The organism is Streptomyces liangshanensis, assembly GCF_011694815.1.
Taxonomy (GTDB): Bacteria; Actinomycetota; Actinomycetes; order Streptomycetales; family Streptomycetaceae; genus Streptomyces; species Streptomyces liangshanensis.
On sequence record NZ_CP050177.1, the window covers coordinates 1925672 to 1941966 of the forward strand.

At 72.6% G+C, this 16295-nt stretch carries 12 protein-coding genes; 4 read left to right on the top strand and 8 right to left on the bottom strand.

Translation table 11 applies throughout. The features are described from left to right. Positions 1-70: 70 nt before the first annotated feature. Positions 71-2197 (bottom strand): DNA gyrase/topoisomerase IV subunit B, encoded by a 2127-nt coding sequence (locus HA039_RS08125; protein WP_167025963.1) that lies wholly within the window; start codon positions 2195-2197, stop codon positions 71-73. A 459-nt stretch (positions 2198-2656) separates the two neighbouring features. Here HA039_RS08125 and HA039_RS08130 point away from each other — a divergent pair, with 459 nt between their 5' ends. After that, positions 2657-2887 (top strand): DUF7455 domain-containing protein, encoded by a 231-nt coding sequence (locus tag HA039_RS08130; RefSeq protein WP_167025966.1) that lies wholly within the window; start codon positions 2657-2659, stop codon positions 2885-2887. 216 nt (positions 2888-3103) lie between these two features. Here the strand turns inward: HA039_RS08130 and HA039_RS08135 are convergent, their stop codons facing one another. The 5 genes from HA039_RS08135 to HA039_RS08155 all read right to left on the bottom strand — a co-directional run bounded on the left by HA039_RS08135 (position 3104) and on the right by HA039_RS08155 (position 9752). Further along, the gene (locus HA039_RS08135) at positions 3104-3958 is read right to left on the bottom strand and encodes a S1 family serine peptidase (RefSeq protein WP_167025969.1); all 855 of its coding nucleotides are present in this window, start codon (positions 3956-3958) and stop codon (positions 3104-3106) included. A 181-nt stretch (positions 3959-4139) separates the two neighbouring features. Further along, the gene (locus tag HA039_RS08140) at positions 4140-5693 is read right to left on the bottom strand and encodes an RNA polymerase sigma factor (protein ID WP_167025972.1); all 1554 of its coding nucleotides are present in this window, start codon (positions 5691-5693) and stop codon (positions 4140-4142) included. A 340-nt stretch (positions 5694-6033) separates the two neighbouring features. Beyond that, entirely contained in the window at positions 6034-6921 is an 888-nt protein-coding gene (locus HA039_RS08145) for a FadR/GntR family transcriptional regulator (RefSeq protein WP_167025975.1), read from the bottom strand. 160 nt (positions 6922-7081) lie between these two features. After that, positions 7082-8830 (bottom strand): ATP-binding cassette domain-containing protein, encoded by a 1749-nt coding sequence (locus HA039_RS08150; protein WP_167036417.1) that lies wholly within the window; start codon positions 8828-8830, stop codon positions 7082-7084. A 157-nt stretch (positions 8831-8987) separates the two neighbouring features. Continuing rightward, positions 8988-9752: an NUDIX hydrolase gene (locus HA039_RS08155; RefSeq protein ID WP_167025978.1), complete on the bottom strand. Its 765-nt coding sequence runs from the start codon at positions 9750-9752 to the stop codon at positions 8988-8990. A gap of 259 nt (positions 9753-10011) precedes the next feature. Between HA039_RS08155 and HA039_RS08160 the strand changes: the two genes are divergently transcribed. Further along, complete coding sequence (locus HA039_RS08160; RefSeq protein WP_167025981.1) at positions 10012-10950, top strand: hypothetical protein; 939 nt, start codon at positions 10012-10014, stop codon at positions 10948-10950. Positions 10951-10979: 29 nt separating this feature from the next. Here the strand turns inward: HA039_RS08160 and HA039_RS08165 are convergent, their stop codons facing one another. Continuing rightward, a complete protein-coding gene (locus HA039_RS08165) occupies positions 10980-12290 on the bottom strand; it encodes a DUF4192 domain-containing protein (protein WP_167025984.1) in 1311 nt (436 codons plus the stop codon). A gap of 110 nt (positions 12291-12400) precedes the next feature. Here HA039_RS08165 and HA039_RS08170 point away from each other — a divergent pair, with 110 nt between their 5' ends. Together HA039_RS08170 and HA039_RS08175 are read left to right on the top strand one after the other, a co-directional pair. Next, positions 12401-14572, top strand: a complete 2172-nt coding sequence (locus HA039_RS08170; RefSeq protein WP_167025987.1) for a RecQ family ATP-dependent DNA helicase — start codon at positions 12401-12403, stop codon at positions 14570-14572. A gap of 217 nt (positions 14573-14789) precedes the next feature. After that, positions 14790-15416: a hypothetical protein gene (locus HA039_RS08175; protein ID WP_167025991.1), complete on the top strand. Its 627-nt coding sequence runs from the start codon at positions 14790-14792 to the stop codon at positions 15414-15416. A gap of 141 nt (positions 15417-15557) precedes the next feature. Here HA039_RS08175 and HA039_RS08180 read toward each other — a convergent pair whose 3' ends face one another. Then, positions 15558-16214: a hypothetical protein gene (locus tag HA039_RS08180; RefSeq protein ID WP_167025994.1), complete on the bottom strand. Its 657-nt coding sequence runs from the start codon at positions 16212-16214 to the stop codon at positions 15558-15560. Between the last annotated feature and the right edge of the window lie 81 nt (positions 16215-16295).

Here is a 16295-nt window from a genome sequence, read left to right on the forward strand (position 1 = left end):
CCCCCGAGGGTCCGTCGAGGCGCTCAGCTGTCGTTGAGGCGTCCCAGCCGTCCCAGCCGTGCCAGCCGTCTCAGGCGTCGATACGGGACCGGTCCAGCGTCGCCGCCGAGCTGGTGATGAACTCCTTGCGGGGCGCGACCTCGTTGCCCATCAGGAGGTCGAAGACCTGCTCGGACGATTCGAGGTCCCCGATGTTGATCCGCCGCAGCGTGCGGTGGCGGGGGTCCATCGTGGTCTCGGCCAGCTGGTCGGCGTCCATCTCGCCGAGGCCCTTGTAGCGCTGGATGGAGTCCTTGTACCGGATGTTCTTGCGCTGGAACTGGGCCATCGTCTCGCGCAGCTCGTTGTCCGAGTACGTGTACACGTACTTGTCCTGGCCCTTCTTGGGCTGGACCAGCTCGATCCGGTGCAGCGGCGGCACGGCGGCGAAGACCCGGCCCGCCTCCACCATCGGCCGCATGTACCGCTGGAAGAGCGTCAGCAGCAGGCAGCGGATGTGCGCGCCGTCGACGTCGGCGTCCACGAGGAGCACGATCTTGCCGTAGCGGGCCGAGTCGATGTCGAAGGTCCGCCCGGAACCCGCTCCTATGACCTGGATGATCGCCCCGCACTCGGCGTTCTTGAGCATGTCCGAGACCGACGACTTCTGGACGTTGAGGATCTTGCCCCGGATCGGCAGGAGCGCCTGGAACTCACTGTTCCGGGCGAGCTTCGCCGTACCCAGCGCGGAGTCCCCCTCCACGATGAACAGCTCGCTGCGGTCCACGTCGTCGCTGCGGCAGTCGGCCAGCTTCGCGGGCAGCGAGGAGGACTCCAGCGCCGTCTTCCTGCGCTGCGCCTCCTTGTGCTGGCGGGCCGCGATGCGCGTACGGGCCGCCGCGACGGCCTTCTCCAGGACGGCCCGCGCCTGCGCCTTGGCGTCGCGCTTCGTGGACGTCAGGAACTCCTTGAGCTCCTTGGCGATCACGTTGGCGACGATCCGGTTGGCCGCGGACGTCCCGAGGATCTCCTTCGTCTGGCCCTCGAACTGCGGCTCCGCGAGCCGTACGGTCACGACGGCGGTGAGGCCTTCCAGGGCGTCGTCCTTGACGATGTCGTCCTCGGCGACGCGCAGCAGCTTCGCCGAGCGCAGCACCTCGTTGACCGTCCTGGTGAGGGACCGCTCGAAGCCGCTCACGTGGGTGCCGCCCTTGGGGGTGGCGATGATGTTCACGTACGAGCGGATCGTGGAGTCGTACCCCGTACCCCAGCGCAGGGCGACGTCGACGCCCAGCTCGCGGGTCACCTCGGTGGGCGTCATGTGGCCGCGGTCGTCCAGGACGGGCACGGTCTCCTTGAAGGTGCCCGAGCCGGTCAGCCGCAGCACGTCGCAGACGGCCTTGTCCTGCGCCAGGTACTCGCAGAACTCGCTGATGCCGCCGTCGAAGCGGAACGTCTCCTCAACCGTGCCGCCGCCCTCGCTCTCGCCGGCCGCCCGCTCGTCCCTGACGACGATGGTGAGCCCGGGGACGAGGAAGGCGGTCTGGCGGGCGCGCTGGTGCAGGTGCTCCAGGGAGAGCTTGGCGTCCTTGAGGAAGATCTGCCGGTCCGCCCAGTACCTCACCCGGGTGCCGGTACGGGTCCTGGGGACCCGCTTGCCCTTGAGGAGGCCGTTCGCCGGGTCGAAGGGCGCGTCGGGGCCCTGCTCGGTGAAGATGCCCGGGACACCGCGCCGGAAGCTGATGCCGTGCGTGGCGCCGTTGCGGTCCACCTCGACGTCGAGCCGGGCGGAGAGGGCGTTGACGACCGAGGCGCCGACGCCGTGCAGGCCGCCGGAGGCGGCGTACGAGCCGCCGCCGAACTTCCCGCCCGCGTGCAGCTTGGTCATCACGACCTCGACGCCGGAGAGGCCGGTCTTGGGCTCGACGTCGACCGGGATGCCCCGGCCGTTGTCCTTGACCTCGACGGAGCCGTCCTCGTGCAGGGTCACGTCGATGTGGTCGCAGTAGCCCCCCAGGGCCTCGTCCACCGAGTTGTCGATGATCTCCCAGAGGCAGTGCATCAGGCCCCGGCTGTCGGTCGACCCGATGTACATCCCGGGTCGCTTGCGGACCGCTTCGAGCCCCTCAAGGACGAGCAGGTGCCGCGCGGTGTAGTTGGAACCGTCACGGTCTGCGGTCAGCAGCGCACTGGACGGCACGGACGTATCGGCGGTCACGCGGTTCGCTCCTCGCTGAATTTGAGATGGGCCCAAGTGGGGTAAAGGCCCGGCGTCTGTCACCGGTCAGAGGGTACAGAGGCCTGGTAGAGCCGTTGTCACGCCACCCTCGCCCTTTTCTCATGCTAGTCGAAGGTCGCATAGGTGTTCGATCCCTCGATGGAGTGAAGCACACATCACGTTCCCATCCAGGCATGAACCATTTAGGCTCCGGGCACGTCCTCATCAACAACCGGCAAGCCGGCCGGGAGGGCTCCCCCACCTGTGACAAGCGACGTCAAGCAAACGCGAACTCCGTAGTGCGAAGCCCAGCGAGCAATACGGCACATTCGCCGCCAACCGCCAACACCCGACCACCACGAGAAGAAGTTTCGAGGAAAAGCCGCGAGCGGGAACGTTTTCGGCCTGGTTGGATGTTGACCCTGGTACGACAGCTCGTCGAGCTAGAGAAGAGGCGACGTGACTACTGTTCTGACCCCCGCGAGCCCGCTGACCGCGGCAGACCGCTGCGACCGGTGCGGCGCCCAGGCCTATCTGCGCGTTGTCCTGTCCAGCGGTGGTGAACTGCTCTTCTGCGCCCACCACGGACGTAAGTTCGAGCCGGAACTCAAGAAGATCGCCGCGGAAATACAGGATGAGACCGACCGACTGACGGCCGTCCCTGCCGTCCCCGGTGAAGAGGAACACTGACACCTCGCATCCACGACGAGCCAAGGGCCGGTCCTGACCGGCCGACGGGCGGCGTCCCTGCACAGAGCAGGGAGGCCGCCCGTTCTCGTCATCGCGGGGAGCACGCGGGGCGCCGGCGGAGCCGCCGGCGCCGTTTGTGCTGCCCGCGCCGTTTGTGCTGCCCGCACCCCGCGAAGACCCTCGCCGCCCGGACCACCCCCCGTGCCGCCCGGACCCTCAGCGCCGCCTGCCGGCCTTGGCCCGCAGGGCCTCCGCCACCGGCTGGACCGCCGTCGTGACCCGGGTGTAGACCCCGGGACTCTCGGCCCGCCCGCAGCCGCTGCCCCACGACACCAGCCCGACGAGCCGCCCACGGGCCACCAGCGGCCCGCCGCTGTCCCCCTGGCACGCGTCGTGCCCGCCGGCCGTGTCGCCCGCACAGAGCATCGTGGAGGCCTCGTAGCGGCCCCCTGAGCCTCCCGGGTAGGCCCGCTCGCAGGTCGCGTCCGGCAGGACCGTCACGGGCGCGGAGCGCAGCCCGTACGCGTAGCGCCCCTCCCCCGTGGTGTCACCCCAGCCGTAGACCGCCGCCGGGGTGCCCGGGGCGGCCTCCTCGCCGCCCGGTTCCACCGGCCGGATCACGTACGAGGCGGGCACCGCGTCCGCCAGCGTCAGGACCGCGAGGTCGGAGGCGTTGGTGGCCGGGTCGTACGCCGGGTCGACCAGGACCGACCGTACGGCGATCTCCCGCCCGTCCGACCCCAGCAGCCGCTCCCGTCCCACGACGACCCGGAGGTCCCGTACGGACTCGGGCGCCGCGCCGAGGACGGACCGGCTCATGCAGTGCGCCGCGGTCAGGACTTTTGTCGGCGCCACCACCACGCCTCCGCAGAACTGGCCCGCCCGCGTACCGCCGAAGCGGGTACGGCTGGACAGGGCCACGACCCACGGACTGTCCGCGATCCGTACCGCCTGGCCACCGATGACCACACGGTCCGCGGCGGCGGGCACGGGCGAGGCGAGCGGGAGCACGGCCCCCGCCGCGATCACGGCCAGTCCTCCGGTCAGCGCTCGGGCAAGAGGACGACGCATACAGGCTCCTGACTCTCCGGTGGACTCTGGTACACCCAGAGTCATCCCACCGGCCGAGTCTCGCACCCCCGGACCGCGCGAAGGCCCGGCCCCGGGGAGCACCATGTCTCCGCGGGTCCGGGCCTGTCGAACGATCGTGCGGTGGTACGCGTCCCAGGACCCGTACCGGCCAGGACGCGTCCTAGTCGAGGTAGTCGCGCAGGACCTGCGAACGCGACGGGTGGCGCAGCTTCGACATGGTCTTGGACTCGATCTGGCGGATGCGCTCGCGCGTCACGCCGTAGACCTTGCCGATCTCGTCCAGTGTCTTCGGCTGCCCGTCGGTGAGGCCGAAGCGCATGGACACGACGCCGGCCTCCCGCTCGGAGAGGGTGTCGAGCACCGAGTGCAACTGCTCCTGGAGGAGCGTGAAACTCACGGCGTCGGCCGGCACGACCGCCTCGGAGTCCTCGATGAGGTCCCCGAACTCGCTGTCGCCGTCCTCGCCCAGCGGAGTGTGCAGGGAGATCGGCTCGCGGCCGTACTTCTGGACCTCGATGACCTTCTCGGGGGTCATGTCGAGTTCCTTGGCCAGCTCCTCCGGGGTGGGCTCACGGCCCAGGTCCTGGAGCATCTGGCGCTGCACCCGCGCGAGCTTGTTGATGACCTCGACCATGTGCACCGGAATACGGATGGTGCGGGCCTGGTCGGCCATGGCGCGCGTGATCGCCTGGCGGATCCACCAGGTGGCGTACGTGGAGAACTTGTAGCCCTTGGTGTAGTCGAACTTCTCGACCGCGCGGATCAGACCGAGGTTGCCCTCCTGGATCAGGTCCAGGAAGAGCATGCCGCGGCCGGTGTAGCGCTTGGCCAGCGAGACCACCAGGCGGAGGTTGGCCTCCAGGAGGTGGTTCTTGGCGCGGCGCCCGTCCTCGGCGATGATCTCCAGCTCGCGCTTGAGCTTGGGGGCGAGCTTGTCGGCGTTGGCCAGCTTGTCCTCGGCGAAGAGACCGGCCTCGATGCGCTTGGCGAGCTCGACCTCCTGCTCGGCGTTGAGGAGCGGGACCTTGCCGATCTGCTTGAGGTAGTCCTTGACCGGGTCGGCGGTGGCACCGGCGACGGCGACCTGCTGCGCGGGCGCGTCGTCCTCGTCGTCGTCGGAGAGGACGAAGCCCTTGTTCTCGCCCTCGGTCTCCTCCTCCTCGCCCTTGCCGGCCACTACCTCTTCCGCCGACTCCTCGCCGTCGGCGTCGTCGGCGTCCTTCTTGGCGCTGGTCTTCTTGGCTGCCGTCTTCTTCACGGCGGCCTTCTTGGCGGTCGCCTTCTTGGCCACGGTCTTCTTCGCCGCGGCCTTCTTCGCGGGGGTGGCCGTGAGCTCGTCGGCGCCCGCGTCCACGGACTCGGCCGACGGGGTGGCGGTGGCGGCCGCGACGGTCTTCGTCGTGGTCGTCTTGGCGGCGACGGCCTTCGTGGTGGCGGTGCGCTTGACCGGGCTCTTCGCAGCGACGCTCTTGCGGGCGCGCTTCGGCGACTCCGCGGCACTGACCATCAGCGTCACACCCTCTTCCTCGAGGATCTGGTTGAGGCTGCGCAGAACATTCTTCCACTGGGTTGGCGGAATCTGGTCAGCGTCGAAGGCCCGACGCACGTCATCGCCGGCGATCTGCCCATCAGCCTTTCCCCGCTCGATGAGCGCCATCACAGACTCGGACTCGGCGATCTCCGGCGGGAGCGTACGGGATGTGCTGGCCGACACGAACAACCTCTCGGAACGATGGAAACGGCTTCCGGCCCCGCCCAGGATCGGGCCGGAGCCGACGACCGGCGGCTGGGGATGTCGCCGACGGCGCGGGCTAGGACCTCAGAGGTGAATACAGCGCCATGCGCGGCGGTCGTATTCCCTCCTCGGCTCTCACCTCTTAGGTCATCGCACGGTGCCGAGGAGTGTTACGCCCAATCCACGTGGCCCGAGTCACACCCCATTTGCGACAAGGTGGCCAGAAGGGGGTCTAAGACCCCACATTCGTGTCGCCGGACCCGGTGGGCCCGGCGACACACGACGCGTACATCCCCGTACGCCCTGACCCGAGCGGTGTTCAGTGCTCGCGCGGCGCCGGAACGACGCGCTCCACTTCCGGGTGGACCGTGAGCAGTTGGCGCATGGCCGCCTCGGCCGCGTTCGCGTCCCCGGCGGCGAGCGCCTCCAGGATGCGGCTGTGGTGGGTGACCGAGGCCTCGGTGGGCCGGTCGCACCCGGTGACCGGGGACCCGGAGACCTGGAGGGCGGCGGAGACGATGCCGGAGAGGTGCTCCAGCATGCGGTTGCCCGCGAGCTGGATCAGCAGGTTGTGGAATTCGGCGTCCGCCCGGGCGAACGTGATCGCGTCACCCTGCGCCAGGGCGTGGCCCATGATCTCCACCATGTCGGAGAGGCGCTGCTGCACGTCCTCCCGGCCGTGGCCGGCCGCCAGGCGGGCGGCGAGGGGCTCGATGGTCCAGCGCAGCTCGGCCAGCTCCCGGCGCTGGTCGTCACGCGAAGGGCCGAAGGCCCGCCATTCGATGATGTCGGGGTCCAGCAGGTTCCAGTCGCTCACGGGGCGGACCCGGGTCCCGACATTGGGGCGGGCGCTGACGAGCCCCTTCGCCTCCAGCACACGCAGCGACTCACGGACCACCGTGCGGGAGACCTCGAAACGCTGTCCGATCTCCTCGGGCACGAGCGGCCGGTCGGCGCCCAGGTCGCCGGACACGATCATCTGGCCGAGCTGCTGGACGAGTTGGCCGTGCAGTCCGCGCCCGCGGCTGCCCGCCGAACGGCGGCCGACCCGGCCCAGATCGGTATCCGCCCCGTCCCAGACGGGCGAGGCGGCGCGTTCGGCGCCGGGCGCCTCCGCGAAGGGGTAGCGGTCGAGTTCACCCGGTCCGGCGAGGCCGGGGTCGACGGAGCGGGCGGCGGTCATCATGGTGTGCGCAAGGGTACTCACGCATCCTTTGTCGGCGTTGATTCCACCACCCTTGAGGTCTTTGGTGAAAAGCACACGAAAGGGTGATCGGCGCCCGCCCTTCGATTGACGCCTTATCGGAAAGAAGCGGCCGTTTTCAGGGGAGTTGTGCCCACCGGGACACGCATCCGGCCAGCTTCGGTCACCAACGGGCCCTTCGACGAAGGCCGGTGAGCAAATACGCGCAGAGGAGGGCCAGGAGCGACAGGGTGAGCGCTGCGGCGACCGGCTGGGCGATCAGCCGGACGGTCGCCAGCAGCCAGCGGTCGGCCTGATGGGGCCACGCGGGCCAGGCCAGCTCGCGCAACCGGCCCGGGAGTCCGACGATCGAACGCGCGGACGGCCCCGCGAGGGCCTTCTGCACCAGCGGTACGACCGCGACGGGTACGGCGAGGACCGCCGCCATCCCGGCCGCCGTGACCCGGAAGACCCCGGCGCCCAGCAGCCCCGCCCAGGCGCAGCCGACGGCGAGCAGGGCCCAACCGGCGGCGAGCGCGGTCCAGTTGTGCGGCACCGGCGCGGCGTCGGCGCCGTACGCGAGCCGCAGCGCCCCCGCGTCGGCGACCACCACCAGGGCGGCGAGCAGCAGCGCCGACCCGGCGGTCACGGCGAGCTTGGCGAGCAGCAGGCCGAGGCGGCGCGGGACGGTGCCGCGGGCGCCGGCGAGGGCGGGGTAGCGGAACTCGTCGCCGAACGAGAGCGCGCCGAGCAGGCCCGCGCCGAGGGCGGCGGGCGGCAGGGGCAGGAGGTCGGGCCAGGCCGCGAGCAGGCCGGGCAGCGGGGTTCCGCCGGTCCTGGCGAGCGGGACGGCGAGGGCCACCGACGCGACGAGGACGGCGGCCGCGACGACCGGCGCGGTCCGGACGCCCAGCATGCGGCGCAGCTCGTACCGCACGGGCCTGAGCGGGCTGCGGGCGGGGCGCGACGCCAGCGCCCTCGGCCGGGGCACGGGCCGGGAGTCGTACGCCTCCTGGCGCGCGGCAGGCGTCGTGGGCGCCGGGATCAGGGGTGGTACGGGGCCGGTGTCGCCGATCTCGTCGGCGAGCTGGTGGACGAGGACGCCGTGCCGGAAGGCCGTCTCGCCGATCTCCGGGCAGCTGCTCCCGTACACGGTGAGCCGGCTGCCCGCCTCGGCGATCACCTCGACGGACCGCTTGCTGGCCCTGGCCTCGCGGCTCAGCGCGTCGGCGAGGCGGGCGGCGTGCGGTGTCCTGACGGCGACCCGCGGGCGCAGCCGGGTACGCGAGAAGGCGGCGCGGTCCTGGTCGGCGACGAGGCGGCCCCCGTCGACGGTGACGACGCGGTCGGCGGTGCGGGCGGCCTCCTTGGGGTCGTCGGTCGTGTAGAGCACGGTGCCGCCGTGGGCGGCGTGGGCGGCGAGCAGTCCGAACAGCCAGCTGGTCTCGCGGGGCGAGAGGCCGGCGGACGGCGCGTCGAGCAGCAGGGTGTGCGGGTCGCCCAACAGGGCGGAGGCGAGGCCGAGTCTGCGGTCCATGCCGAGGGAGAGCGCGCCGAGGGGTTCGTCGCGCAGGGCGGTGAGGCCCACGACTTCGAGCAGTTCGTCGGCGCGCGAGGCGGGCACGCCGGCGGCCGCGCAGAGCATCCGGAGCTGGCCCCGGGCGGTCCTGGCCGGATGGCCCGGTACGTCGCCGAGGAGCACGCCGAGCTCGCGGGCCGGGTGGGCGATGCGGTGGAGCGGCCGGCCCCGGAAGTAGGTGACGCCACGGCCGCGTTCGAGGTCGAGCATGAGCCGCAGGGCGGTGGTCTTGCCCGCGCCGGGGGCGCCGAGCAGCGCCGTGACACAGCCGGGCCGGGCCTCGAAGGTCAGATCGTCGACGGCGGGGGTGAGGTCTCGACGGGGGGCGCTGGTCAGTCCGATGGCCTGGAGCATCGCTTCTCTCGCGGGGAAGGTGTGACCGCTCGGCGGCAGAGTGTTACCCAGCAAGATAACGCGATATGTCCGACTTGTTGCGCAGGGTGAGGGCGCCGTGTCCGATCGGTCGCGCGGGACGACCGGACACGGCGCGCACCCCGCCCCGTTCGTACGGTCAGACCTCGGGACGCAGCATCGGCGGGTTGAGCACGGTCGCGCCGCCGGCCCGGAACAACTGCGCGGGCCGCCCGCCCTGCCGCGTGGTGGTGCCGCCCGACGGGACGAGGAACCCGGGGGTGCCGGTCACCTTGCGGTGGAAGTTACGGGGATCGAGGGCGACGCCCCACACCGCCTCGTACACCCGCCGCAGCTCGCCCACGGTGAACTCCGGGGGGCAGAAGGCGGTGGCGAGCGACGAGTACTCGATCTTGGAGCGGGCGCGCTCCACCCCGTCCGCGAGGATCCGCGCGTGGTCGAAGGCGAGTTGCGCGGGCTGCTCGTCCTCCCGCGCGAAGCCGCCCTCCCCGTGGAGCAGCGCGTCGACCGGCGCCCACCGGGCGCTGTTGGCGTCGCCGCCCGCGCGGGGCGCGGGGAGGTCGGGCGAGAGCGCCAGGTGCGCCACGCTGACCACCCGCATGCGGGGGTCGCGCCCGGGATCGCCGTAGGTGCCGAGCTGTTCGAGGTGGGCGGTGTTCCCGGGCGCCGGGGACGCCGGGTCGTGCGCGGGCAGTCCGGTCTCCTCGGCCAGCTCCCGCGCGGCCGCCGCCGCGAGGTCCTCGTCGCCCCGGACGAACCCGCCCGGCAGCGCCCACCGCCCCTGGAACGGCGTCTCCCCACGTCGGACCACCAGCGCGCAGAGCACGTGGGCCCGCACGGTGAGCACGACCAGGTCGACGGTGACAGCGAACGGCGGAAAGGCTGACGGGTCGTAGGGCGACATGCGGCGATCATAGTCGTCTGCCTGACGATAAACACCCGTTACGCCACCATCCCGGCGCCCCGTCGTCAGACGCCCGCGCCGCCGTCCGCCAGGAATGCGCCCTTTCTGCTCCCGCACGCCCCTCCCGCACGGTAGGCATACCGGACGCTCCACGAAAGGGTGAGGCCCGCGCCGATCGGCGCCCGTTCGCCGGCGTCCGGGCAGGGGTGGGTTCCGGCGGGAGCAGAGGCGGACGGATGTCACGAGGGGGGACACAGCCATGCCGTGGGACGAGTTGAAGCAGGCACTCACCGCGCAGAAGGCCGCATACACGCCGAGGGATCCGTTCTGGGAGGTGAGGGGCCAGAACGGCGAGCCGTTCCGCGCGCACCCGGCCTTCCTGGACGAGGTACGGCTCGCAGGCGAACTCGACGGCCTGGTGACCGCCACCGACTCGCAGCTCAGCAACGCGCTCAGGAAGTGGCGGGTGACCCTGGACCGCCACCTGGCGGCGGTGCCCGACGCGCGCGCCGCCCTCGGTCTCGGCCCCCAGCGCTTCACCACGCTGGAGGACGAGATCACGCTGCTGCGGTACTACGAAACGGCGCGGTCCCAGCCGGGCTTCGCGAACCCGGTGATCGCCGCGGCCGGCACGGCGTTCGCCGACCACCGGCAGGCGGCCACGGTGCTCGACTACAGCCAGCTGCACGCCTTCTTCCTGGCCGCCGTGAGCAGTTTCGGCGGCGCCTACAAGGCGGACACCTATCCCGCGCGGGTGGACGCGATGTACGACCTGGCGGTCGGCTCGCCCGCCGCCGTCGGCACCGGGCCCGTGCAACTGGGCGCGGAGGCGGACTGGCGGACCCATCGGCCGGGATTCGCCCTGACGATCCACGCCGAGGCGGCGCGGCTCAACTTCCGTACGGCCCACGCCCTGGCCGGGCACGCCCTCAAGCACCTCCTGCTCGGCGGGCCTTCCGTCCCCGCCGAGCGCGAAGGCGTCCACCACCTCGTCGGCACGTACCTCGACGAGGCCCGCGACAGGATCAGCGTCACCGGCACCGCGCCTTCCATGCCGGAAGTCACAAGCGCCCTGGCGCAGACCGGCGCCACCCGCACCTACGTCTACGGCATCCTCAACGTCCACGCCACCATGGTCGCGGTGAACTCCGCCGGCCAGGCCTGGATCACCACCTACTACGGGCCGACCCGCACCTGATCCGCCTCCCGGCGCGGGCCCGGGACGCGTCATCGCCCGCTCCTCGTGCCGCGCCGGCCGCTGCGGCGGTCGCCTCCCCCGCGGTCCGCCGGTGCCTCGGGGCGCGACGCCGCGGCGGGAGGCAGCGCCTTGCGCACGGCGGGCGGCCGGACGGGGCGGGCCCTGGGGCGCCGGGCCGCGCGGCGCGGGTCGGGCGCTGCCCGCGCCGCGCGCTCCCGGCGCAGGCAGCGCCGCAACTCCTCCGGGTCCATGCCCTGGTTGCAGGCCTGGTGGAGCAGCCGGGCGAAGACGTACCGGGGATCGAGGCGCAGCGCCAGGCCGAGTGCCACCCGGGCCGCCGGCTCGTCGCCCAGGGACCAGGCCACCCATCCGGCCAGGCTCAGGGGAGCCGCCCCGTGCTCCGCGTAGGGACCGACGCAGCGCCGGGCCAGCGCCCGCCACAACCGGAGCGCGGGCTCGGCCTCGGCCCCCTCCATCCACTCCGCCGCCCGGTCGCGGGTGACCCGGTCCTGGAGCCCGAGGATGACGGCGGCGGCCTCGTCGTCACCGATGAGCCCGTCGTCCGCCGCGTCCGTCTCCCCCGCGCCGCTGTCCAGGACGCCCCCGCGCGGCGCGTCCCCGAGCCGCCGCATCAGGACCCGCGCCAGCCGTAACGTCTCCGCCCCGACCCGCTCACGGCTTCCGGCGCCCAGGATCCGGGGCACGAGGGCGGCCCCCGCGTCGTCCAGCGCCCGCGCCTGCCCCTCGGCCGCCGGGGCCGGCCGGGGCTCCAGGCGCGCCTCCATCTCCCGCAGCGAACCCCGCACCCGGATCCCGGCGTAGGCGGCCGCCGCGGCCATCACCGACGTACCGGGCAGGGCCAGGCCCGTCCCCTCGGGCGGGCAGCAGCGGACGTCGGGGCAGCAGTACGACCAGTACCTCCCGTCGGAGATGCACAGCGCCTCGTACACGGGCACGTCCAGTGCTCCGCAGGCCGTGCGCAGCCGCTGGGCGAACGGGCGCAGGCGCTCCATCACCCGCTGCCCGCTCTCGCCCTCCGCGGGGTCCTGGCAGAGGAAGACGACAATGCCGTCCGGCCGGGTCCCGCGCCGCTCGCTCCCCTCGACGAGGCATTCGGCGAGCTGCTCGGCCACGGGCGGCCACTCCCCCGGCGAGCGCGGGATCCCGAGCCTGAGCCGCCCCCCGAACCTCCCGCGGCCGCCGTGCAGCGCGACCATGACGACGGAGTCGGTGGGGTGGAAGCCGAGAAGATAGGGCAGGGCGTCGGCGAGCTCCGCGGGACTGCGCAGGGTGATCTGCTGCTCGTCGGCGGATCCGGTCGGTTCGTGGTGCTTGTTCATGGCTCGACGGTCCCGCGGGGCACCGGATCCCGCGACCCCTGTGGATAACTTTGTCCACAGGGCGGAGGCCGCATTCGTGCTTTGTCCGGGCCATCGGGTTGCATGGGGTCATGACCAACGAAGACCGCGCAGCTCTCCGGGCCTCGGCCGACTCCGTCCTCGCCCGTCTCGTCGGTGACGCCACCGGCGAGGCCACGCTCCGCGAGGACCAGTGGCGGGCCATCGAGGCGCTCGTGGCCGACCACCGCAGGGCGCTGGTCGTGCAGCGGACGGGCTGGGGCAAGTCCGCGGTGTACTTCGTGGCGACGTCCCTGCTGCGGGCCCGCGGCGCGGGCCCGACCGTGATCGTCTCCCCGCTGCTGGCGCTGATGCGCAACCAGGTGGACGCGGCGGCGCGGGCCGGCATCACGGCCAGGACGATCAACTCGTCGAACACGGAGGAGTGGGAGACGATCCAGGACGAGGTGGTGGCCGGCGAGGTCGACGTGCTGCTGGTCAGCCCCGAGCGGTTGAACAATCCGGACTTCCGGGACCAGGTGCTGCCCCGGCTCGCCGCGGCCACGGGGCTGCTGGTGGTCGACGAGGCGCACTGCATCTCCGACTGGGGCCACGACTTCCGGCCGGACTACCGGCGGCTGCGCACGATGCTCGCCGAACTGCCCTCGGGCGTCCCGGTCCTGGCCACCACGGCCACGGCGAACGCCCGCGTGACGGCGGACGTGGCCGAGCAGCTCGGCACGGGCGCCGGGACGGACGCGCTGGTGCTGCGGGGGCCGCTGGACCGGGAGAGCCTCAGCCTGCACGTGCTCCGGCTGCCCGACGCGGCGCACCGGCTGGCCTGGCTGGCCGACCACCTGACGGAGCTGCCGGGCTCCGGGATCATCTACACGCTCACGGTCGCGGCGGCGGAGGAGGTCACCGCGTACCTCCGCCAGTGCGGCCACACGGTCGCCTCGTACACGGGGCGTACGGAGAACGCGGAGCGCCAGCAGGCGGAGGACGACCTGCTGGCCAACCGGGTCAAGGCGCTCGTGGCGACCTCGGCGCTCGGCATGGGCTTCGACAAGCCCGACCTGGGGTTCGTCGTGCACCTGGGCTCCCCGTCCTCGCCGATCGCGTACTACCAGCAGGTGGGCCGGGCGGGGCGCGGCGTGGACCACGCCGAGGTGCTGCTGCTGCCCGGCAAGGAGGACGAGGCGATCTGGCAGTACTTCGCGTCGGTGGCCTTCCCGCCGGAGGAGCTGGTCCGCCGCACGCTCGACGTGCTGGGCCACGCGGCGAAGCCGCTGTCGCTGCCGGCCCTGGAGCCGCTGGTCGAGCTGCGCCGCACCCGTCTGGAGACGATGCTCAAGGTCCTCGACGTGGACGGCGCGGTGCACCGGGTGAAGGGCGGCTGGACGGCGACGGGGCAGCCGTGGATCTACGACACCGAGCGGTACGCGTGGGTGGCGCGCCAGCGCGGCGCCGAGCAGCAGGCGATGCGGGACTACGCGTCGGCGGACGGCTGCCGGATGGAGTTCCTGCGGCGGCAGCTCGACGACGAGCAGGCGGCCCCCTGCGGCCGGTGCGACAACTGCGCCGGGGTGCGCTTTCAGGACAAGGTGTCCGCCGGCGCCCTGGACGCGGCGCGCGGCGAGCTGGGCAGGCCGGGGGTGGAGGTGGAGCCCCGCAAGATGTGGCCGACCGGCCTCGCCGCCATCGGGGTCGACCTCAAGGGACGCATCCCGCAGGGTGAACTGTCCTACCCGGGGCGGGCGTTGGGACGGCTCTCCGACATCGGCTGGGGCAACAGGCTGCGCCCGATCCTGGCCCCGCAGGCGTCGGACGGCCCGGTGTCGGACGAGGTGGTGAACGCGGTGGTGAGCGTCCTCGCCGACTGGGCCAAGGGCCCGGGCGGCTGGGCGTCCGGCGACGAGGACGCGCCGGCCCGGCCGGTGGGAGTGGTGACGGTCGCCTCGCACGGCAGGCCCCAGCTGGTCGGTTCGCTCGGCCGCCGGATCTCGGAGGTGGGCCGGATGCCCCTGCTCGGTACGGTGGAGTACGGTCCCGCCGCGGCGGACACCGCCGTGTCGCGTACGAACAGCGCCCAGCGGGTGCGGGCCCTGCACCGGACGCTGACCGTGGGACCCGCGCTGGCGGAGGCCCTGGCGTCGGCGGGCGGGCCCGTCCTGCTGGTCGACGACCTCTCGGACACCGGCTGGACGCTGGCGGTCGCGGCCCGCCTGCTCCGCAGGGCCGGAGCACCGGGAGTGTTTCCGCTGGTCCTCGCGGTTCAGGCGTGACGAGAATCAGCGGCCGTGGCCGGTCTCCGCAGGGATATGACACACATAGCCTCGCATTCCGGTCAGTCGGGCCAATTGCTCGTTGCCGCATGCCGATACGGCAGCGAGAATTGGAGCGTCTCCCCGCACGGCCCCCCTGCGGTCCGCAAGGGCTGTGCTGCGGTGCGCCCCCACTCGACCCTGCCCGCACCGTGGGCGTGAATGCGAAGGGAGGATCGTGACCTTCGGATTCGCTCCGTCCGCAGCCACTTCGATCACCACATCACCTGCCGGCTCCGTCGGCGGCCTCGCCAGGATGCTGGAGCCGGCCGAATGGGCGGCGGCGGGCATACCGCTGCTGAGCAACCCCCGTGAGGTGGTCAGCGGCCTGCACAGCAGGCATCGCCCGAAGCCCGCGACAGCCGTCGTGGCGGTGCTCGACCACGAGGAACGGCTCGCCGCCAGCGCCTCGTTCGTGCCCCGCCCCGCGCCGGTGGACGGCTGGGAGTTCCGCAACGCCCTGCTGGCGCATCTGCGCCGCGTCATACCCCACGACCTGCGCCGCCGTGCGCCGGTGCGCACCGCGGTCCTGCTCTACTGCCGCGACGGCGACGAGCGGTGGACGGAGGAGGACGGGGCCTGGATGTGGGGGCTGCGGGACGCCTGCACCCTGCACGGCCTGCGGTGCGGCGCGTACATCACACTGACCCGCGGCGGCTGGCAGGTGCTGGGCGAGGGCCGCGGCGGCCGCCGCCCCAACTCCGATTCCTCACCGGTCGATCTGGCCGACACGGCGTTCGACCAGGAGGTGACGCCGCTCCGCAGCGGAGCGGTGGAGCCGCTGAGGCGTACGGCCGCGCGCTGAACGAACCGTACGACCGCGTGCTCGGAGCATGACCGAGCCGCGCGCCCGACCACCCGGCGGGCAGCCCGCACACACGCACGCCGCGCCACCGAGCGGCCCGGCCGCCCCCTGACGGGCAGCCGGGTCACGACATGGTGAGGCTCAGACGCCCGCGCCGAGGACGGCGTTGACCCGCTCGGGGTCGCCGCACACGACAAGCAGCGCCGTGGCCCGCTCCCGGGCCGCGGGGAGCACCCGGGCGTAGACCTCGTCACCGCCCCCGTTGACCACCACGACCACCACGGGACGGGGCTGGGCACGGGCGACGGCGGCGGCGTCCGCGAAGAACACGTCTTCGCGGGCGTCGTGCTGCGCCCAGTAGGCGGTCTCGCCGAAGGACAGCTCGTGCGTGGCCCACGGGTGCTGTTCACCGGTGGTCAGCACGAGGATGTCGCCCGGCGCCCGGCCCGAGTCGAGCAGCACGTCGACGGTCTCGTCGGCGGCGTCGAGCGCGCCGTCCACCGAGGCCGGCGTCAGCTGGATCTTCGGAGCGGAAGCGGCTGAAGAGGCGGGAGGGGTGGCGGGCCGGGGTGCCTGGGGCACTCCGGCGGAGCCGGCCGAGCGCTGCGCCGGCGGCGCGGGCCTCGCGGGACCGGGACCCGGACGACCGGGACGCGGGGTCGCCGCGGAGCGCGGCCCCGGTACGGGACGCGGGCCGGGTACAGGACGGGGGGTCTGCGCGGTCCGGCCGGTGGCCGGGGTGGCGCTGGGACCCTGGGCTCTCTCGTGAATCTGAGGCTCCTCGGGGAAGAGAGGCATAACTGGATGTCTATCAAATACCGACGCGAAAAGCATCGGCGGGTTGGCACATTTGTACCCATGTCCGCTGTCGGAAGACAC